The sequence below is a fragment of the Ruixingdingia sedimenti genome (assembly GCF_031432425.1).
GTDB classification, from domain to species: Bacteria; Pseudomonadota; Alphaproteobacteria; order Rhodobacterales; family Rhodobacteraceae; genus Ruixingdingia; species Ruixingdingia sedimenti.
This window is the reverse complement of sequence record NZ_JAVKPH010000004.1, coordinates 217,303-237,787: the sequence shown is the minus strand read 5'-3', so window position 1 is coordinate 237,787 and position 20,485 is coordinate 217,303. Positions and strand designations below refer to the sequence as shown.

Here is a 20,485-nt window from a genome sequence, read left to right as displayed (position 1 = left end):
AAGGGCAAGCCCCTGCCGGGCCGCCTGCCGCGCCTCCGGCGGCGATGCCGAAAGCTTGCGCCTTCCTGCCAATTTTTGGCCGCATTCGATGCGAATGATCTACCGAAAGGCGAGTTGCGGGGCAAAATTTCGCGCCGCAGGGGAAACGAAGGCACGACAAGACATGGCAACGGCCAGCATCACCGTCCGGCCCTACGATGGCGGGCTGATCGCGGCGCAGCTTCTGTCGCCCGCGACCACCATCGCGCTGGTCTCGTTCGGCGGGGCGCAGACCGGAACCCTGACCGACGACGACGGCATCCTCGGCAATCCCGGGGCGGGCGCCACCTACAACGGCCATCCGATAAGCTATGTCGGCAGCGGCACGGCGCAGGCGGGGATCAACGTCCTCGGCGTCACCATTCCCTTCGGCCCGGCGGTGCCGCTGGTGGTGTTCCAGGCCGGGGGCCAGACCTATTTCCACTTTCCGCAGGGCGAACCGGGGGCGCTGTCGGGCGTGGCGATGGTGGTCAACCTGACCCCCGCGCCCTACCGGGTGTTCACCCCGGTCTGTTTCCTGCGCGGCACGCTGATCGACACGCCCGACGGCCCGCGGCCGGTGGAAACGCTGGCGCCGGGCGATCTTGTCCGCGACCATCGCGGCCGGGCGGAAGAGGTGCTGTGGACCGGCGGGCGGCGGCTGGAACTGGCGATGGGCCTTTCGGCCGATTACGCCCGCTGGCTGCCGGTGCGGATCGCGCGCGGCGCCTTCGGCCCCGGCCTGCCCGACCGCGACCTGTGGCTGTCGCAGCAGCACCGCGTGCTGGTCGCCGCCGCGCGGGCCGAGCTTCTGTTCGGCGCGCCCGAGGTGCTGGTGCCCGCCCGCGGGCTGGTGGGCATGGCGGGGGTGACGCTCGACACCGGCTGCCGGGCGGTGGACTATCACCATATCCTCTGCCGCCGCCATGTGGTGCTGCGGGCCAACGGGCTGCCGGCGGAAAGCCTCTATCTGGGCGACATGTCGGCCCGCCACCCCGACGTCGCCGCCGCGCAGGAGGCGCTGGCGCTCTTCCCCGGCCTGCTGGCGGAATGCCGCCGGATGCGGATGGCCTTCCCCGCCCTGCGCATGCGCGAGGCGCGGCTTCTCCGGGCCGCATGAGGCCCGTGGCTGCGACACGCGCACAATATCCGGCGGGGCCGGAACGCGGTCCCGGGGCGCTTGCGGCACGGGCGGCCTTCCGCCGGGGCGGCGGGGTAGCCGCCACTTGCACGCCCCCCGACCAGATGCTAGGGACCCACAGGACAGCCCGCCCGCAAAGGCCCCTGCCCCCGCGGCAGCCCGATTTCAGACGAGCATACCCTTGACCCAGACCCTTTCCCGAAGCGGCGCCCGCAAGCGCGTCATCCTGCATATCGGCCACGGAAAGACAGGCAGTTCCGCGATCCAGTCCTTTCTCGCCATCAATGCCGATGCGCTGGCACGCGCGGGGATCACGTATCCCGCGCATCCCTCGTTCGAAACCGCCAGGCGGGGCGCCGTCACCTCGGGCAATGTCGACCTCAACCCCGGCTGGTTCGAAACCCGCGTCTTGGCAGAGGCGGACAATGCCCCCGCGGGCGCGACCCTGCTGTTTTCCAACGAGTCGATGTTCTGGTACGTGCCGGGGCTGCTGGACCGCATGGCGGCGCTGCACAGCGAGATCGAGTTCAGGATCATCCTCTTCGTGCGCGATCCGCTCGACATCATGACATCGGCCTATCTTCAAGGGATCAAGTTCGACGGCCTGGCCGAGGACATCGCGACCTATGCCGACCGCGAAAAGCACACCACCCATGCCGCGACGGTCATCCGCGGCTGTCGCGACCGCGGGGTGGATATCGCGGTGCTGAACTATTCGCACTGCCGCGATACGCTGATTCCGGCATTTCTGGCGCAGCTTCTGCCCGCGGGCACGGATACCGGCGGCTTCACCTTCGACACCGCCAAGGCGGTGGTCAACCGTTCGCTCACCGATGCCGAGGCGCGGTTGATGCGCCGCATCAACGCCGCCAGCCGCGGCAAGAGCTGGCGCGCGCTGGCCGAAAAGCTGATCAACCGCTGCCGCAGGCCGCCGGGCCCGGCCTTCGTGGTGCCCCGCGCGGTCGCGACGCGGTATCTTGAACGGATCGCCCCGGCGGTGGATTACATCAACACCGTCCTGCCGTCCGGCGCGGCCCTGCGCCTGACGCCGCCCCCGGCGGAATCGGCGGCCGATCCGGGCAGCTATGTTTTCGTCCAGCAGCAGATCGACGCCATCGCCGACCATCTGGCGGGCGTGCAGGGGGCGGTCCTGGTGGATGCCGATGCCGATCTGCTGCGCACCGTGGCGCTGAAATACGAAAGCGGCGCCGTGCTGACGCGGGCCGAGGGGATCGGGTTGATGGAGCTTGCGCTGCGCGCGAGGCCGAACGGCCCGATGATCTCGCGCACATTGGACCGCTGGAAGAAGAAGAAGCCGAAGGGCTGATCGCCTGGTGGCGTTGTCGATGCGCCGCGCTGGCTGAACCGCGCTCGCCCCCCGGCGCCGCTACGGTGCGGGATCCGGTCCCGCGCCTTGCCGCCCCGATGCCGGCCCCCGGGCTGCCCTGCCCTTCCGCTGTCTCCCGGATCCGCCCGATACCCATGCGCCGCGGACCGGCACGACAGGGGATGGGCCGCCGGTTCCGGCCCGGGGCTTCCGCTCCCGCCCATATATGTGCAATTTCGGCGTCGGGTCCGGGTGGCCTCTCTCCCTGCGCATAGGCGCATGCCGTTGGCGGCACTGCCCGCCACCGATTTCCGCCCCACCCCTTCGCCGGGGCGGCGACACGGGACATTGCGGACAGCACATGTTTCCATCCACGTCTCCGCGATGGGGCCGATCGCACGGCTCTTTTCACCGGGACCGAGGTTTCCTCGCCGCCCCCGGCGAAAGGGGCGACGACCGAATCCGGGGGCGGCATCCTGCGGCTTTGCTGTTTCCACCCATGCCCCCGCGAAGGAATCGACAGCCCGCCCGCGCGGCACCGGCACCGCGCATTCTGGTTTCCGTCCACGCCCCTTGCGCGGGCAGCCCTCGCGTCCCCCGGCGTCCTCTCCCCGCAAGCCCCATCCGGCGCGCCGCTCGCCCTCCGCCCCCGACCTGCCCCGGGGCTTGCACCCATCGCCCCTTGCGCTAGGTATGGGGTTGCGAAAGGGGAACGCGGTGACGGTCCATCTCATCAAGCTCTGCGTCGGCGCGGACAGTGTCGAGGATCTGCAGGACTGGCAGACCAGCCAGCGCGCCCGCTGGCCCGAGGGCTGCGCGCGCCATGTGACGCGGATGTGGCCCCGGCGCGAGGCAGAGGTGCTGGACGGCGGTTCGCTCTACTGGGTGATCAAGGGCGTGGTTCTGGCGCGGCAGCGCATCCTGCGGATGGAGGAAACGCAGGGCGCCGACGGCACCCCGCGCTGCGCCCTGATCCTCGACGCCGGGATCGTGCGCACCGAACCCGCCCCGCGCCGCCCGTTCCAGGGCTGGCGCTACCTCGCCCCCGACGACGCCCCCCGCGACCTGCCCGCCGCCCGGGCCGAGGACGACACGCTGCCGCCGGATCTGGCGCATGCGCTGGCGGAAATCGGGCTGCGGTAGGGCCCCCGGCTTGGCGGGCGGGATAGCGGGGCGAGCCCCGCCCTGTGGATCCAGGATCACCGGCCCCATTTTTCCCGGCGCCTTCGGGACAGACCGCCGACCGGGCCGGGCGGGATCAGGAAACGCACCGCGTTTCCCCCGCCCGTTCGCGCGACAGTTTCGTGAAAGACGGTGAGGCCGGGAATAATGGGTAGGCCAGCGCCTGCCCCGGCGGGCGAGAAGCGCCCGCCATGGGCGGGGCGGGCGCTGGCCGGGGCAGCGGCATCTGTATCGCTGTGGCGAAGGCACGCGCCTTCGCCAGCCAGAGCGGCAGGACTGCATGGCGATCCGTGCCTCGCAGGCCGGGACCTGCCCCGGCCCCGCCGCTCAGCCCCCCGCCCCCAGACCGCCCGGCATGCCGAGGTCCAGCCGGGCGCAGAGGCCCGCCAGCGCCGTGCGCGCCGCGGGGTTCCAGTCGGCGCTGCGCGCCGCAAACAGCATCGCCTCGGACCGGTGGATCAGCCCGTCGGTCAGGATCTTGAGGTGGTTGGCCCGCAGTGTCTCGCCGGTCGAGGTGATGTCGGAAATCGCCTCGGCGGTCAGGTTGCGCACCGTGCCCTCGGTCGCGCCCTGGCTGTCGACCAGCTGATAGTCCGCCACCCCCGCCCCGCGCAGGAAATCGCGCGTCAACCGGTGGTACTTGGTCGCGATCCGCAGCCGGAAGCCGTGCTGGCGCCGGAAGGCCGCCGCCGCGGCATCCAGATCGTCCAGCGTATCCACGTCGATCCAGGCGCAGGGCACGGCGATGATCAGATCGGCGAAACCGAAGCCGAGGGGGGCAAGTTCCACCACCTGCTCTTCCCAGTCGGGCAGCTTTTCGCGCACCAGATCGGACCCCGTGACCCCCAGATGGATCCGCCCGGCCGCCAGTTCGCGCGGGATCTCTCCGGCCGACAGCAGCACCAGTTCGGCCCCCGCCACGCCCTCGACCGCGCCGGAATATTCGCGGCTCGCCCCCGCCAGCCGCATGCCCACGCCGCGCGCGCCGAACCAGTCGAAGGTCTTTTCCATCAGCCGCCCCTTGGACGGCACGCCGATCTTGAGGCTCATGCCCGGCCCTCCCGCAGGGCGGCGACGAGGCCGGGGCGGATGATGCCGCCCACCGCCGGGATCGACCGCCCCTGCCCCAGCACCGCCGTCAGCGCGTCATACCGCCCGCCGGAGGCGACCGGCGGCAGGCCCGGCGCATCGGCGTGGAAGGAAAAGACGAAGCCGTCGTAATATTCCAGCGTGGTGCGCCCGAGGCTCGCCTCGAAGGCCAGCGTTTCCACCGCCACGCCGCGCGCGGCCAGCGCATCCAGACGCGCGGCCATGCGTTCCACCGCCGGGACGATGGCGGGCATGTCCACCGCCAGATCCTCCAGCCGTTCCAGCGCCGCCGGGGCGTTGTCGGCAAGCGCCAGCAGGTCATCCAGCAATTCCGCCTGCCCCGCGTCGATGGGGGGATGGGCGGCATCGTCCAGCAGGGCCTGCGCGCGCGCCACGATCTCGTCCGCCGCGCGCAGGCCGATCACCGGCCCGGCATCTGCCAGCAGCGCCTCGGGCGCCGCCCCGGCCAGCGTTTCCAGCAGCCGCGCGCGGGCGGGCGCCGGGGCCACGCGGCCGGCGTAACGGTCCAAGAGCGCGCGGAACCGCCGGGGCCGCCAGACATGGCGCAGCAGCGCCGCCTTGCGCCGGTCGGTGGTGTCCAGCGCGCGGACGGCGGCCATCAGGATGCCGATGTCGCCCGTCGCCGCGCGCAGCGCCAGCGGCGCCAGCAGGTCGGCGAACAGCGCGAAAACCTCGGCATCCGCCGCCGCCGGGTCGGTGCGGTCGAACATCTCGTAGCCGACCTGAAGGTATTCGCTGGCGCGCGGGCCGCGGTGTTCCTGCCGCCGGAACACCTCGCCCATATAGCAATAGCGCGCGGGTTCGGCGCCGTGGGCCATGTGCATCTGCACGACCGGCACGGTGAAATCGGGGCGCAGCATCATCTCGCCCCGCAGCGGATCGGCGGTGACATAGGCGCGGGCGCGGATGTCCTCGCCGTAAAGGTCCAGCAGCACCTCGGCGGGTTGCAGGATGTCGGTTTCCACCGGCAGCGCACCGGCGGCGCGCAGCGCGGCGTAAAGCCGTTCGGCCTCGGCCCGGGCAGCGGGGGACACGGGCATCAAAGCCCCCCGCCTGCCAGCATGGCGCGCACGGCGCTGGCCAGATCGGCGCGCGGCACCTCGACCTGCGCCGGGCGGTCCTTCCATTCCTCCAGCGTGGCGCTTTGCGCGATCCGGGCGCCGAGGATCAGGTCCTTCAGCACCACCACCCCGCGCGCGGCCTCGTCCGACCCTTGGATGACGGCCACGGGGGCGGCGCGTTTGTCGGCGTATTTCAACTGGTTGCCGAAGTTTTTTGGGTTGCCCAGATAGACCTCTGCCCGGATGCCGGCGGCGCGCAGGTCGGCGGCCATGGCGAAGTAATCGGCCATGCGGTCGCGGTCCATCACCGTGACCACCACGGGGCCTTCGGCCACGGCCCCGATACGTCCCTTGGCACGCAGCGCGGCCAGCAACCTGTCCACCCCGATCGACACCCCGGTCGCCGGCACCGCCTGCCCGGTAAAGCGTTTGACCAGATCGTCATAGCGCCCGCCGCCCGCCACGGACCCGAACTGCCGCTTCTGCCCCTTGTCGTCGAGGATCTCGAAGGTCAGTTCCGCCTCGAACACCGGGCCGGTGTAATAGCCCAGGCCCCGGACCACACCGGGGTCGAGCAGGATGCGGTCGGGGCCATAGCCCTGCGCATCCAGCAGTGCGGCGATGGTTTCCAGTTCCGCCACACCTTCGGCCCCAAGGGCAGAGGTGCCGACCAGTTCGCGCAGCCGCGCCACCGTGGCGGCCCCCGTGTCGCGCCGGGCGGTGGTGAAGCCCATCACCACCTCGGCCTGTTCCGCCGAAAGCCCCGCGCCCTTGGTGAAATCGCCCGAGTCATCCCTGCGCCCGGCGCCGAGCAGCGCGCGCACCCCTTCGGGGCCAAGACGGTCGATCTTGTCGATGGCGCGCAGGACGATGCCGCGTTCGGCCGCGAAACGGTCGGGGTCGGCCGGGTCCAGCACGCCCGCGACCTCCATCACCCCGTTCAGCACCTTGCGGTTGTTGACCTTGACCACATAGTCCCCGCGCGGGATGCCGACGCATTCCAGCGCACCCGCCAGCATGGCGCAGATTTCCGCATCCGCCGCGACCGAGGGCGCGCCGACCGTATCGGCATCGCATTGGTAGAACTGCCGGAACCGCCCCGGCCCCGGCTTTTCGTTGCGCCAGACCGGGCCCATGGCATAGCGGCGATAGGGCGAGGGCAGGTCGTTGCGGTACTGCGCCGCGACGCGGGCCAAGGGTGCGGTCAGGTCGTAGCGCAGGGCGAGCCAGTCCTTGTCCTCTTCCTGCCAGGCGAACACACCTTCGTTCGGCCGGTCCACATCGGGCAGGAACTTGCCCAATGCCTCGACGGTTTCCACCGCGCTGGTCTCCAGCGGTTCGAACCCGTGCAGCCGGTAGACCCCCGCGATGGCCGACAGCATGTCCTGCCGTTCCGTCACCTCGGCGCCGAAATAGTCGCGGAAGCCCTTGGGCGTTTCCGCCCGGGGGCGGCGCGGCTTGGCGCCCGCCTTGCCTTCCGGGGCCTTGCCTTCGGGGGCCTTTTCCTGTGCCATGCTGTGACCCTGGTCTTGTGCGGCTGTCGCGCGTCGTCTAGCGGTTTGGCGGCGGCGGGGCAAGCCGCGCTGCCCGCAGGAGGCCGACATGACCGATGCCGAACGCATCGAGGCGATGGAAATCGCGCTCGCCCATCTGACCCGCACGGTCGAGGACCTGTCCGACATGACCGCCCGGCAGGGGCAGGAAATCGCCGCCCTGACCCGCCGCCTCGGCCTGCTGATGGAACGCGAGGCGGAACGGGAACTTGCGGGGGGCGGCACGATCCCGCTGGCCGACCAGAAACCGCCGCACTGGTAGGCGGCCCCGGTCTTGCCATCCCGCAAGGGGAATGATCCAACCGGCAACGGAGGTGCGGGCATGCGGCACTGGTTCAACCGGCAGTTGGCGGGGGTATCCCTGCCCGTGGTGCTGGCGACGCTCGCGCTCGGCGCGGCGGGGGGCGGGGCGGCGATGGCGCTGCACCTGCCGCTCGGGATGCTGCTCGGGGCGCTGATGGCGGTGGGGGTGGCCTCGGCGCTCGGCGCGCGGGTGGGGGGGCGGCCGCTGGCAGTGCCGCAGCACTGGCGCTTTGCGCTGGTGCCGGTGATCGGCGTCGCCATCGGGGCCAGTTTCACCCCCGCGCTGGTGGCGCAGGCGCCGCGATGGGCGTTCAGCATCGGCGCGCTGCTGGTCTTCGTGCCGCTGGCGCATGTCATGGGCTATCTGATCTTCGCGCGGTGGGGCGGGCTGGCGCGGCCCACCGCCTTTTATGCCGCGATGCCCGGCGGGCTGATGGAAAGCCTGCATCTGGGCGAAGAGGCGGGCGCCGACATCCAGATGCTGACGCTGTTGCAGTTCCTGCGGCTGATCCTGTGCATCGTGCTGGTGCCGGTGATCTTCACCATCGGCACCGGCCATGCGGTGGGCAGCGCCGCGGGCACGGCGATGCCGGGGGCGGATGTGACGGCGGGGCCGGTGGACTGGCTGGTGATGATCGCCGCCGGGGTCGTGGGCGTGATCGGCGGCAAGGCGGCGCGGCTGCCCGCCCATATCATCGTCGGGCCCATCCTCGCCTCGGCCGCCGCCCATATGGCCGGGCTGACCGCGGCCGCCCCGCCCGGCTGGACGATCCTCGTCACGCAATGGGTGGTGGGCACCAGCCTCGGCGCGCGGTTCGCGGGGATCCGGGGCCGCACGCTGTGGCTGGCGCTGCGGCTGTCGCTGGCGGCGGCGGCGGCGATGCTGACGATGGGCTATGGCGCGGCGCTGGCGCTGCACGGGCTGGTGGACCAGCCGGTGGCGGCGCTGTTCCTGGCCTATGCGCCGGGCGGGATTTCGGAAATGTCGCTGGTGGCGCTGTCCTTGCAGATCAGCGCGGTGTTCGTGTCCGTCCACCATGTCGTGCGGGTGATGATCGCGATCGCCATGGCGCGGTTTCTGGCGGGGCGGCTCTTGCGATAGATCTTGCTTTTCGCGCCCATTCGCGCCATATGGGATAGGCGACGTTATCTCTATCGACCACCTGTCTCCCTCGCGGCCACAGTCCCTCGATCTTGACGTGACTGCGCCGGGCCGCCGCACTTCCGCGGGCGGCATATCTAGAGGAGACATCACGATGGCCAAGGGCACCGTGAAATGGTTCAACGCCACCAAGGGCTACGGCTTCATCGCCCCCGAGGGTGGCCGCAAGGACGTGTTCGTCCACATCACCGCGCTGGAGCGCGCCGGCATCCGCGGGCTGAATGACGGCCAGGCGGTGACGTTCGACATCGAAACCAGCCGCGACGGCCGCGAATCCGCGACCAACCTCGCGCTGGCCTGAGCCTCTTCCGCCACGGCGGACGGTCAGGCAGAGATCCGAAGGGCGGGCCCATCGCGGCCCGCCCTTTGCTTTTGTCCGCCGGACAGCGGCTTCATCCTGCCGGTAATACTCCGCAGGGGCGCCGGCGGGTAGCGCCACCGGTTCGAGAACCCGCCGGCGCGGGGCGCGCCGACCTCAGCCCTGCGCCGCCGCCGCCATCTGGTCCCAGGCCTGCAACGCCCGCGCGGCATACATCAGCGCGGGCCCGCCGCCCATCTGCACCGACATCGCCAGCACATCGGCCAGTTCCTCGCGCGTGCCGCCGGCCTTCATCAGCGCCTCGACATGCAGGCCGATGCAGTCGTCGCAGCGCACCGCCACCGCGATGCCGAGCGCCACGAACTCCTTCTGCCGGACGTCGAGCACGCCGTTTTCCTTGACCGCCTTCGACAGCGCGCCGAAGCCCTTGGCGGTTTCGGGGATGGTCTTGTTCAGCGCGCGCAGCGCGTTGCGGGTGTCGGCGATCTTGGCCTGCCAGTCCATCGTGCATCTCCTTGATATGGCTGGGACCGGATTGGCATGGCGGGGGGCGGGCGGCCTTGATGCGGATCAAACCCGGCGGTCGTGCGGATGGAGGGGGCGGCGCCGGGGGCTTCGCGCCCCCGGACCCCCGCGGGATATTTAAGGACAGAAAGTGAAAAGGGGGACGCCCCCCCAAATGGCGGGTCAGAGTTCCTCGACCGCCAGCACGCCCTGCGTGGCCTTGAGCGCGCCCTTGACCTGCGGGGTGACGGCATAGTCCTGCGGCAGGGTGATGTCGATCTCGCGCCCCGTTTCGGGGCAGGTGACGCAGATCGTGACCGGGCCGCGGGCGCGGGCGGCGCCGGTGGCGCGGGACAAGAGCGCCGCGACCGCCTCTGCCGCCTCTGCCGCGCCCAGATGCACGCGCAGGCCGGCGCCCCCGGCCTCTGCCGCCACCGCATCCACGGGCTGCGCGGCGCGGGCCAGAAGCTTGACCGCATCGCCTTCGAGCGTCGCCTCGACCGTCAGGACCACGCTTTCGCCGGGTTCGAGGAAGGCGCGCGTCGCCTCCAGCGTTTCGGAGAACACCGTGACCTCGTAAAGCCCCGTCGGGTCGGAACAGGCGACGAAGGCAAAGCGGTTGCCGCGCGCGGACTTGCGTTCCTGCCGGGCGGATACGGCGCCCGCGATCTTGGCCACCAGCGGGCCGTTTTCCGCCCGCCGGGTGATTTCCGCCAGCGTCAGCACGCCCTTGCGCCGCAGGGGGCCCATGTAGTCGTCGAGCGGATGGCCCGAGAGGTAGAACCCCACCGCCTGATGTTCCGCCGCCAGCCGTTCCACCGGCAGCCAGTCGTCGCGCCGCGGCAGGCGGGGTTCGGGAATGTCGGCCCCGCCGGTGCCGAAGAGCGATTCCTGCGCCGAAGCCGCGGCCTCCTGCACCGCCGCGGAATAGGCGACGAGCGCGTCCAGCCCCTCGAACAGCCGCGCGCGGTTGGGTTCCAGCATGTCGAGCGCCCCGGCGCGGACGAGCATTTCCAAGGGCCGCTTGCCCACGCGCTTGAGGTCCACCCGGCGGGCGAAATCGTAGAGGTCGCGGAAGGGCTGGCCGCCCCGGGCGGCGGTGATCATCCGCATCGCCTCGACGCCCACGTTCTTCAGCGCGCCGAGCGCATAGACCACGCGGCCTTCGGACACGCTGAACATCGCCTCGGACCGGTTGACGCAAGGCGGGACCACCGCGATCTCCATCCGGTCGACCTCGCGCTTGTAGACGTTCAGCTTGTCGGTCAGGTGGATGTCGCAGTTCATCACCGCGGCCATGAATTCCACCGGGTGGTTGGCCTTCAGCCATGCCGTCTGGTAGCTGACGACCGCATAGGCGGCGGCATGCGACTTGTTGAAGCCGTAGTTGGCGAATTTTTCCAGCAGGTCAAAGACTTCGCCGGCCTTCTTTTCATCCACCCCGTTGGCAACGGACCCGGTGACGAACTTGGGCCGTTCCTTGGCCATTTCCTCGGGGATCTTCTTGCCCATCGCCCGGCGCAACAGGTCGGCGCCGCCGAGCGAATAGCCCGCCATCACCTGCGCGATCTGCATCACCTGTTCCTGATAGACGATGATGCCTTGCGTTTCCGCAAGGATATGGTCGATGGAAGGGTGAATGGATTCAATAGGTTTCAGGCCGTTCTTCACCTCGCAATAGGTGGGGATGTTCTCCATCGGGCCGGGGCGATACAAGGCCACCAGCGCCACGATGTCCTCGATGCAGGTGGGCTTCATGCGCCGCAGCGCATCCATCATGCCCGAGCTTTCCACCTGGAACACCGCGACCGTGCGGGCGGCGGCGTAAAGCTCATAGGTCGCGGCATCGTCCAGCGGGATATGCCCGATGTCGTTTTCCGCCCCCGGCTTCGGCTCGTAAAGCCGCCGCCCGTCGGCCGCCACATGCAACTCGCGCCCGCCGCCGCGGATCAGCGAAATGGCGTTCTGGATCACCGTCAGCGTCTTGAGCCCGAGGAAGTCGAACTTGACCAGCCCCGCGGCTTCGACCCATTTCATGTTGAACTGCGTCGCCGGCATGTCGGACCGCGGATCGCGGTATAGCGGCACCAGTTCGTCCAGCGGCCGGTCGCCGATCACCACCCCCGCGGCATGGGTCGAGGCGTTGCGCAGCAGCCCCTCGACCTGCCGGGCATAGGTCAGCAGGCGGTCCACCACCTCTTCGGCGCGCGCGGCCTCGCGCAGGCGGGGTTCGTCCGCCAGCGCCTTTTCGATGCTGACCGGCTTCACCCCGTCGAGCGGGATCATCTTCGACAGCCGGTCCACCTGCCCGTAGGGCATCTGCAACACCCGGCCCACGTCGCGCACCGCCGCCTTGGACAGCAGCGCGCCGAAGGTGATGATCTGGCCCACTTTCTCGCGCCCGTATTTCTGCTGGACATAGCGGATGACCTCTTCGCGCCGGTCCATGCAGAAGTCGATGTCGAAGTCGGGCATGCTGACCCGTTCGGGGTTCAGGAAGCGTTCGAACAGCAGCGCATAGCGCAGCGGGTCGAGGTCGGTGATCGTCAGCACATAGGCCACCAGCGATCCCGCGCCCGACCCCCGCCCCGGCCCCACCGGGATGTCATGCGCCTTGGCCCATTTGATGAAATCGGCCACGATCAGGAAATAGCCCGGAAAGCCCATCCGCTCGATGATGCCAAGCTCGAATTCCAGCCGCGCCTCGTATTCCGCGACCGGCGCGGCATGGGGGATGACGGCGAGCCGGGCGCGCAGCCCCTCCCACGCCTGGCGGCGCAGTTCCTCCACCTCGTCCTCGGCGAAACGGGGCAGGATGGGTTTGCGCTTGTAGGTGGCGAAGGCGCAGCGGCGGGCGATTTCCACCGTGTTCTCCACCGCCTCGGGCAGGTCGGCGAAAAGTGCCGCCATTTCCTCGGCCGATTTGAAATGGTGGTGCGGGGTCAGGCGGCGGCGCGGGGCGGACTGGTCGACATAGGCGCCCTCGGCGATGCAGATGAGGGCATCGTGGGCCTCGTACATGTCGGGTTTCGGGAAATACACGTCGTTGGTGGCGACCAGCGGCAGGTCCATCGCATAGGCCATTTCCACGAAACCGCGTTCGGTCAGCCGCTCGGGTTCCTGCGGCTGACCGTCGGGGCCGGGGTGGCGTTGCAGCTCGACATAAAGCCGCATGGGATAGATCGCCGCCAGCCGTTCCATCAGCGCCTGTGCCTTGGCCCCCTGCCCGGCCTGAAGCAAGCGGCCCACCGGGCCATCGGCCCCGCCCGTCAGGCAGATGAGGCCATCGGCATGCGCGGCCAGATCCTCCACCGTCACCTGCGGCAGTTCGGCGCTTTCCCGCAGATAGAGGCAGGAGTTCAGCTTCATCAGGTTCATGTACCCCGCCTCGTCCTGCGCCAGCAGGACCACGGGTGCGGGGGCGCGGGGCCGTTCGCCCGGCGCCGCCGGATCGAAGCGCAGCGAGATCTGGCAGCCGACGATGGGCTGCACCCCCGCCCCCTGCGCCGTCACCGAAAATTCCAGCGCGGCGAAGAGGTTATCGGTATCCGTCACCGCCACCGCGGGCATCTTCTGCGCCGCGCAGGTCTTGACCAGCGCCTTCAGCGGCATGGCCCCTTCCAGCAGGGAATATTCGGTATGGGTGCGCAGGTGGATGAATCGGGGCTGGCTCATGGCCCGGACCCTAGCGCCCCCGCGCGCCGCTTGCCAGACCCGCCCGGGGGGCGCATCATCATCGCCCGCGCCAAGGGAGGCCCCGATGACCCGCGACACCGACCTGATCCTGACCCGCAGCCTTGCCGCCGATCCCGCGCGGCTCTGGCGATGCTGGACGGAACCGGCGCTGATCGTGCGCTGGTTCGCCCCCGCCCCGGTCGAGACCCTGCTGGCAGAGATAGAGCCCCGCCCCGGCGGCCGCTTCCGCACCGTGATGCGCCTGCCGGACGGGCAGGAAATGGACAGCGCCGGCTGCATCCTGCTGGCCGAACCCGCCCGGCGGCTGGTGTTCACCGATTGCCTGCTGCCCGGCTTCCGCCCGGCGCGCGAGCCGTTCTTCACCGCCGACATCACCTTCGAAGCCGAGGGCGCCGGCACCCTCTACACCGCCCGCGCCCTGCACGCCCGCCCGCAAGAGGCCGACCGCCACGCCGAAATGGGGTTCCATCAGGGATGGGGCGCGGCCACCGAACAGCTGGACCGGCTGGCCCGCAGCCTCTGATCCCGGCGTTTCGTCCCCGGGCGCAAAACGATGCTTGCCAAAGGGGCGGGGGTCGCGTTTCCTGACCATATGGTCAAGCATCGGCCTTACGCCGCATCGGGCCGGTGCAGGGGGCGCGGCAGCGCCCGGGGGGTAACGCGGCGGGGCCAATGATGGACGAGGTGGCATTCCTGCTCAACGGATCGCCGGTGCGGCTGACCGGCGTGCCCGCCACGCGCACGCTGCTCGACTGGCTGCGCGAGGATCGCGGGCTCACGGGGACCAAGGAGGGCTGCAACGAGGGCGATTGCGGGGCCTGCACGGTGATGGTGACGGATGCGCGCGGGGCGCGGGCGCTGAACGCCTGCATCCTGTTCCTGCCGCAGCTTCACGGCAAGGCGGTGCGCACGGTCGAGGGGATCGCGGGGCCGGACGGTACGCTGCACCCCGTGCAGCAGGCCATGGTGGACCATCACGGCAGCCAGTGCGGCTTCTGCACCCCCGGCTTCGTGGTCGGCATGGCGGTGAACCACCTGAACGGCGAGACGGATCACGACACCGCGCTGGCCGGCAACCTCTGCCGCTGCACCGGCTATGCCCCCATCGCCCGCGCCGCCCGGGCGGCCGCCGATGCCCCGGTGCCGGGCTGGATCCACGACGACCCCGATACCCTGCCGGAAACGTTCTCGGGCCCCCGGGGGTCCGGGGGAGGGTCCGGGGGGGCCGTGGGCCCCACCGGCTTCGCCATTCCGCGCAATGCCGACGAACTGGCCGGCTGGTGCCTGCGAAACCCCGAGGGCCGCCTGATCGCGGGGGCGACCGATGTCGGGCTATGGGTCACAAAGGGCCTGCGCGACCTCGGCCCCGTCGCCTTCGTCGCCGGGATCCCCGATCTGACCGGCGTGCATGTCGCCGAGGACTGCATCCGCGTCGGCGCCGCCACCACCATCGCCGACCTGCGCCACGCCATCGCCCCCCATTTCGCGGGCTTCGCGGAACTGCTGCGCCGCTACGGGTCCGCCCAGGTGCGCAACGCCGCCACCATCGGGGGCAATATCGCCAACGGCTCGCCCATCGGCGACGGCCCGCCCGCGCTGATCGCGCTCGGCGCCACGCTCTGCCTGCGTCGGGGCGACCGGCGGCGGGAAATCGCGCTCGAGGATTTCTTTCTCGACTACGGCAGGCAGGACCGCGCGCCGGGCGAATTCGTGGAATCCGTGCTGATCCCCCGCCAGCCCGACCGGCTGCGCTGCTACAAGATCTCCAAACGGTTCGATCAGGACATTTCGGCGCTTTGCGGCGCGTTCAACATCACGGTCGAGCATGGCCGCGTGACCGCCGCCCGCATCGCCTTCGGCGGCATGGCCGGGATCCCGAAACGGGCCCGCGCGGTGGAGGCCGCGCTGGCGGGCCAGCCGTGGGAGGTGGAAACCATCGTCGCGGCGCTCGACGCCTTCGGGGCCGATTTCGCCCCGCTGTCGGACATGCGCGCCTCTGCCGACTACCGGATGGAGGCCGCGCGGGGCCTCTTGATGCGCTGTTTCCTGCACGACATCGGCGCCGGAACGAACGTGCTGGAGGTGCGGGCATGACTACCGGCGCCCCGATCCCGCACGATTCCGCCGCCCTGCATGTCACCGGGCAGGCGCGCTATACCGACGACATCCCCCTGCCCCGCGATGCGCTGCACCTGTGTTTCGGTCTCGCCACCGTCGCCCATGGCGCGATCGTCGCGATGGACCTGTCGGCGGTGCGCGCGGCGCCCGGCGTGGTGGCGGTACTGGCGGCACCCGACCTGCCGGGGCGCTGCGACACCGCGCCTTCAGCGCATGACGAACCGCTGCTGGCCGATGGCGTGGTGCATTACCTCGGCCAGCCGGTGTTTCTGGTGCTGGCCGACAGCCATCTGGCCGCGCGGCGGGCGGCGCAGCGCGGCGTCGTCGCCTATGACGAACGCCCCGCGATCCTGACGGTGGAGGATGCGCTGGCCGCCGGCAGCCATTTCGAGGGCGGCCCGGTCGTCTGGTCGCGCGGCGACGCGGCCGCCGCCATCGCCGCGGCGCCCCGGATGGTCGAAGGGCGGCTGGAGCTTGGCGGGCAGGAACATTTCTACCTCGAAGGCCAGGCCGCCGCCGCCCTGCCGCAGGACGACGGCGGGATGCTGGTCCATTCCTCGACCCAGCATCCGACCGAGATCCAGCACAAGGTGGCCGAGGCGCTCGGCCTGCCGATGCATGCGGTGCGGGTCGAGGTGCGGCGGATGGGCGGGGGCTTCGGCGGCAAGGAAAGCCAGGGCAACCCGCTGGCCGTCGCCTGCGCGGTGGCGGCGCGGCTGACCGGGCGGCCCTGCAAGATGCGCTACGACCGCGACGACGACATGACGATCACCGGCAAGCGCCACGATTTCCGCATCGACTATCGCGCGGGCGTGGATGCCGAGGGGCGGGTGCTGGGGATCGAATTCCGCCATTACATCCGCTGCGGCTGGAGCCTCGATCTGTCGCCCGCCGTCGCCGACCGGGCGATGCTGCATGCCGACAACGCCTATTTCCTGCCCCATGTGCGGATCGAAAGCCACCGGCTGCGCACCAACATGCAATCGGCCACCGCCTTTCGCGGCTTCGGCGGGCCGCAGGGCGTGGCGGGGATCGAGCGGGTGATGGACCATATCGCCCATGCCTTGGGGCGCGATCCGCTGGCGGTGCGGGGGGTGAATTTCTACGCCGCGGCGGGCGGAGAGGGCGGGGCCGGGGGCCAGCCCGCGCCGGCTGGTTCTCGAACCAGTGGCGCACCAGCCGACGCCCCCCGGAGTATTTCCGGCAAGATGAAGCCGGAAGGTTTTATTGGGGCTGGCCCTGGGCGGGTTACGCCTTACGGGCAGGTGGTGGAGGATTTCATCCTGCACGACCTCGTGGCGCGGCTGGCGGAACGCGCCGATTATGCCGGGCGGCGGGCGGCGATCGCGGCATGGAATGCGCGCAGCCCGATCCTCAAGCGCGGGATCGCGCTGACGCCGGTGAAGTTCGGGATTTCCTTCACGCTGTCGCATCTGAACCAGGCGGGCGCGCTGGTGCATGTCTATCAGGACGGGTCCATCGCGCTGAACCATGGCGGGACGGAAATGGGCCAGGGCCTGTTCCGCAAGGTGGCGCAGGTGGCGGCGGCGGAATTCGGCGTGGATGCGGGGCTGGTGCGCATCACCGCGACCGATACCGGCAAGGTGCCCAATACCTCGGCCACCGCGGCGTCCTCGGGGTCGGACCTCAACGGCATGGCGGCGCAGGCGGCCTGTGCGGAAATCCGCAGCCGGATGGCGGCGCATCTGGCCGCGCTGCATCAGGTGGCGCCCGAGACGGTGGTCTTTGCCGATGGCCGCGTGCGCGTCGGGGCCGAGGATCTGGCCTTTGCCGAGGCCGCGACGCTGTGCTGGCAGGGGCGCGTCAGCCTGTCGGCCACCGGGTTCTACCGCACCCCCGGCCTGCGGTGGGACCGCGCGCGGGGCGAGGGGCGGCCCTTTTTCTATTTCGCCTATGGCGCGGCGGTGAGCGAGGTGGTGATCGACACCCTGACCGGCGAGAACCGCATCCTGCGCGCCGACATCCTGCACGACTGCGGCGCCAGCCTGAACCCCGCCATCGACATCGGCCAGATCGAGGGCGGCTATGTGCAGGGCGCAGGCTGGCTGACGACCGAGGAACTGGTCTGGGACGGCAAGGGCCGGCTGCGCACGCACGCGCCCTCGACCTACAAGATCCCGGTGATGGCGGACCGGCCGGGGGTGTTCAACGTGACGCTCTGGGATGGACCGAACCGGGCCGAGACGATCTATCGGTCCAAGGCGGTGGGCGAGCCGCCGTTCATGCTCGGGATCTCTGCCCTCATGGCGCTGTCGGATGCGGTGGCGGCCTGCGGGGACGGGTCGGTCTATCCGGCGCTCGATGCGCCGGCGACGGCGGAACGGGTGCTGATGGCGGTGCGCCGCGTGCAGGCGGGGGGTGCGGCGGATGCTTGACCTTGCGGCCCTGACGGATGCGGTGGCGGCCCATGGCGCGGTGGTGCGCGTGGTGGTCGCGGGCACCGCCGGGTCCGCCCCGCGCGAGGCGGGGGCGGCCATGCTGGTCTGGACGGGCGGCCAGCAGGGCACCATCGGCGGCGGCGCGCTGGAATGGCAGGCGGTGCAGGCGGCGCGCGCGATGCTGGCGGGCGGGCCCGACACGCGGGTGGAACGGATGCCGCTTGGCCCCGCGCTGGCGCAATGCTGCGGCGGGGCGGTGGTCTGGGTGGCGGAACGGTGGGATGCGGCGCGGCTGGCGGCGCTGCGGCCCGAGGCCGGGATGATCGCGCGCCCCTTGGGGGATGCCGGAGAGATGCCGCTCGCCGCCGCCCGCCTGCTGGCCCGCGCCCGGGGGCAGGGGCTGCGGCCCGCGGCGCAGATCGCCGGCGGCTGGCTGGTGGAGCCGCTGGCCGCGCCGCAGCGCGCGGTCTGGATCTGGGGCGCGGGGCATGTGGGGCGCGCGCTGGCGGGCGTGCTGGCCCCCCTGCCCGGCCTTGCCCTGACCTGGGTCGACATCGCGCCCGAACGCTTTCCCGCCCCACTGCCGCCCGGCGTCGCCTGCCGCGCGGCGCCCGACCCGGCCGATCTGGTGGCCGGGGCCCCGCAGGGGGCCGAACATCTGATCGTCACATTTTCGCATGCGCTCGACCTCGAACTCTGCCACAGACTGCTGGCACATGGATTCGCCCGCTGCGGGCTGATCGGGTCGGGGACGAAATGGGCGCGGTTCCGGGGGCGGCTGGCGGCGCTTGGCCATGCGCCGGGACAGATCGCGCGCATCGCCTGCCCGATCGGCGAGCCCGCCCTGGGCAAGCATCCGCAGGCGATCGCGATCGGGGTGGCGGCGGCGATGCTGCGCGACGGGGCGGCGGAAACGGGGCGGCAGGAGGCAGGGCGGCAGGAGGCGGGGGCGTGACGGACAGTCTGTTGCAGATCGAGGGGCTGACCAAGGCCTATCCCGGCGTGGTGGCCAACAGCGACGTGTCCTTCGCCATCCGCCCCGGCGAGGTGCATGCCCTGCTGGGGGAAAACGGCGCCGGCAAATCGACGCTGGTCAAGATGATCTACGGCCTCGTGCGCCCCGACGCGGGGCAGATGCGGCTGCGCGGCGCGCCCTATGCGCCGGCCGCCCCGGGCGCCGCCCGCGCCGCGGGCGTGGCGATGGTGTTTCAGCATTTCAGCCTGTTCGACGCACTGACCGTGGCGGAAAACGTGGCCCTGGGGATGGAAAACCCGCCCCCCCTGCGCCAGTTGGCGGCGCGCATCCGGGCGGTGAGCGTGGATTACGGCCTGCCGCTCGACCCGGGGCGGCTGGTGGGCGATCTGTCGGCGGGCGAACGCCAGCGGGTGGAGATCGTGCGCTGCCTGTTGCAGGACCCCAAACTGCTGATCATGGACGAACCCACCAGCGTGCTGACCCCGCAGGAGGTGGAGATCCTGTTCCAGACGCTGCGGAAACTGGCCGCCGAGGGCACCGCGATCCTCTATATCAGCCACAAGCTGGAAGAGATCCGCAGCCTTTGCGATGCCGCCACGATCCTGCGGCGCGGCAAGGTGGTGGCAAGCTGCATCCCGCGCGAACGCACGGCGCGGGAACTGGCGGAACTGATGGTGGGCACGCTGCTGACGCCCCCCGCCCGCGCACGCCCGGCCTTCGGCCCCGTGGCGCTGGAGGTGCGGGGGCTGTCGGTCGCCTCGCCCCATGCCTTCGGCACCGCGCTGCACGAGGTGAACCTGTCGGTGCGGCGGGGCGAGATTTTGGGCATCGCCGGGGTGGCGGGCAACGGGCAGGACGAATTGCTGGCCGCGCTGTCGGGCGAATTGCGCGCGCCGCCCGGCACGGTCTGGATCGGCGGCGTGGACATGGGGCCCGAGGGGCCGCAGGCGCGCCGCCGCGCGGGGCTGGTCGCGGCGCCCGAGGAACGCCTGGGCCATGCCGCGGCCCCCGACATGACGCTGACGGAAAACGCGCTTCTGTCGGGCGCGGCGCGCAAGGGGCTGGTCACGGGGGCGGGTTTCATCGACTGGGGCCGGACGCGGGGGTTCTGCGAACAGGTGATCCGCGACTATGACGTGCGCACCCCGGGGCCCGGGGTTCCGGCGCGGGCGCTGTCGGGGGGGAACCTGCAAAAGTTCGTCATCGGGCGGGAACTGTCGCAGGATCCGGCGGTGATCGTGGTGAACCAGCCGACATGGGGGGTGGATGCGGCGGCGGCGGCCGCCATCCGCCAGGCGCTGATCGACCGCGCGGCGGCGGGGGCGGCGGTGATCGCCATCAGTCAGGATCTGGACGAACTGCTTGAGATCGCCGACACTTTCGCGGCATTGAACGCCGGCCGCCTGACCCCGCCGCGCCCGGCCGAGGGGCTGACGGTGGACGGGATCGGGATGATGATGGGCGGGGCGCACGGGATGGAGGTGGCGCATCATGTCGGGTGATCGGGCCGGTGGCGAGGGCAGCGCCGGGGGCTTCGCGCCCCCGGACCCCCGCGGGATATTTATGGACAGAAAATGAACACGGGTGGGTCCTTGAGCCGGCGCGGCGGTTCTGTT

16 protein-coding genes are annotated in these 20,485 nt (G+C 70.9%); 11 read left to right on the top strand and 5 right to left on the bottom strand.

Going from position 1 to position 20,485, the window contains the following annotated elements; translation table 11 throughout:
* Positions 1-163 precede the first annotated feature (163 nt).
* The 3 genes from RGD00_RS05900 (at position 164) to RGD00_RS05890 (ending at position 3,629) form a co-directional block, all read left to right on the top strand.
* Positions 164-1,138, top strand: coding sequence for a Hint domain-containing protein (locus RGD00_RS05900; RefSeq protein WP_310456368.1), 975 nt, complete (start codon positions 164-166; stop codon positions 1,136-1,138).
* A 202-nt stretch (positions 1,139-1,340) separates the two neighbouring features.
* Positions 1,341-2,486: a hypothetical protein gene (locus RGD00_RS05895; RefSeq protein ID WP_310456367.1), complete on the top strand. Its 1,146-nt coding sequence runs from the start codon at positions 1,341-1,343 to the stop codon at positions 2,484-2,486.
* A 693-nt stretch (positions 2,487-3,179) separates the two neighbouring features.
* A complete protein-coding gene (locus tag RGD00_RS05890; RefSeq protein ID WP_310456366.1) occupies positions 3,180-3,629 on the top strand; it encodes a DUF1489 family protein in 450 nt (149 codons plus the stop codon).
* A 366-nt stretch (positions 3,630-3,995) separates the two neighbouring features.
* Here the strand turns inward: RGD00_RS05890 and hisG are convergent, their stop codons facing one another.
* Genes hisG through hisS form a run of 3 tightly spaced genes read right to left on the bottom strand, consistent with a single transcriptional unit; the run spans position 3,996 to position 7,353 of the window.
* Entirely contained in the window at positions 3,996-4,718 is a 723-nt protein-coding gene (gene hisG, locus RGD00_RS05885; protein ID WP_310456365.1) for an ATP phosphoribosyltransferase, read from the bottom strand.
* The gene (locus RGD00_RS05880) at positions 4,715-5,818 is read right to left on the bottom strand and encodes an ATP phosphoribosyltransferase regulatory subunit (RefSeq protein ID WP_310456364.1); all 1,104 of its coding nucleotides are present in this window, start codon (positions 5,816-5,818) and stop codon (positions 4,715-4,717) included. Before RGD00_RS05880 ends, hisG begins: the two co-directional genes overlap by 4 nt.
* Complete coding sequence (hisS, locus tag RGD00_RS05875) at positions 5,818-7,353, bottom strand: histidine--tRNA ligase (RefSeq protein ID WP_310456363.1); 1,536 nt, start codon at positions 7,351-7,353, stop codon at positions 5,818-5,820. The genes RGD00_RS05880 and hisS overlap by 1 nt, the downstream gene beginning before the upstream one ends.
* 88 nt (positions 7,354-7,441) lie before the next feature.
* Here hisS and RGD00_RS05870 point away from each other — a divergent pair, with 88 nt between their 5' ends.
* From RGD00_RS05870 to RGD00_RS05860, 3 genes are all read left to right on the top strand, one after another.
* Positions 7,442-7,654, top strand: coding sequence for a SlyX family protein (locus tag RGD00_RS05870; protein WP_310456362.1), 213 nt, complete (start codon positions 7,442-7,444; stop codon positions 7,652-7,654).
* A 60-nt stretch (positions 7,655-7,714) separates the two neighbouring features.
* Complete coding sequence (locus RGD00_RS05865; protein WP_310456361.1) at positions 7,715-8,797, top strand: AbrB family transcriptional regulator; 1,083 nt, start codon at positions 7,715-7,717, stop codon at positions 8,795-8,797.
* A gap of 154 nt (positions 8,798-8,951) precedes the next feature.
* Entirely contained in the window at positions 8,952-9,158 is a 207-nt protein-coding gene (locus RGD00_RS05860) for a cold-shock protein (RefSeq protein WP_310456360.1), read from the top strand.
* 174 nt (positions 9,159-9,332) lie between these two features.
* On the opposite strand, the gene RGD00_RS05855 is transcribed toward RGD00_RS05860, so the two are convergent.
* Both RGD00_RS05855 and dnaE read right to left on the bottom strand, forming a co-directional pair.
* Positions 9,333-9,680, bottom strand: coding sequence for a carboxymuconolactone decarboxylase family protein (locus RGD00_RS05855; RefSeq protein ID WP_310456359.1), 348 nt, complete (start codon positions 9,678-9,680; stop codon positions 9,333-9,335).
* A gap of 183 nt (positions 9,681-9,863) precedes the next feature.
* Positions 9,864-13,355, bottom strand: coding sequence for a DNA polymerase III subunit alpha (gene dnaE, locus RGD00_RS05850; protein WP_310456358.1), 3,492 nt, complete (start codon positions 13,353-13,355; stop codon positions 9,864-9,866).
* Between the two features lie 85 nt (positions 13,356-13,440).
* Here dnaE and RGD00_RS05845 point away from each other — a divergent pair, with 85 nt between their 5' ends.
* The 5 genes from RGD00_RS05845 (at position 13,441) to RGD00_RS05825 (ending at position 20,371) form a co-directional block, all read left to right on the top strand.
* Positions 13,441-13,899, top strand: coding sequence for an SRPBCC family protein (locus tag RGD00_RS05845; protein ID WP_310456357.1), 459 nt, complete (start codon positions 13,441-13,443; stop codon positions 13,897-13,899).
* Between the two features lie 152 nt (positions 13,900-14,051).
* Positions 14,052-15,470, top strand: coding sequence for a xanthine dehydrogenase small subunit (xdhA, locus tag RGD00_RS05840; RefSeq protein ID WP_310456356.1), 1,419 nt, complete (start codon positions 14,052-14,054; stop codon positions 15,468-15,470).
* Positions 15,467-17,890, top strand: a complete 2,424-nt coding sequence (xdhB, locus tag RGD00_RS05835) for a xanthine dehydrogenase molybdopterin binding subunit (RefSeq protein WP_310456355.1) — start codon at positions 15,467-15,469, stop codon at positions 17,888-17,890. The genes xdhA and xdhB overlap by 4 nt, the downstream gene beginning before the upstream one ends.
* Positions 17,874-18,848, top strand: a complete 975-nt coding sequence (gene xdhC, locus RGD00_RS05830) for a xanthine dehydrogenase accessory protein XdhC (protein ID WP_425603373.1) — start codon at positions 17,874-17,876, stop codon at positions 18,846-18,848. The genes xdhB and xdhC overlap by 17 nt, the downstream gene beginning before the upstream one ends.
* Positions 18,845-20,371, top strand: coding sequence for an ABC transporter ATP-binding protein (locus tag RGD00_RS05825; RefSeq protein ID WP_310456353.1), 1,527 nt, complete (start codon positions 18,845-18,847; stop codon positions 20,369-20,371). The genes xdhC and RGD00_RS05825 overlap by 4 nt, the downstream gene beginning before the upstream one ends.
* The last annotated feature ends 114 nt before the right edge of the window (positions 20,372-20,485 follow it).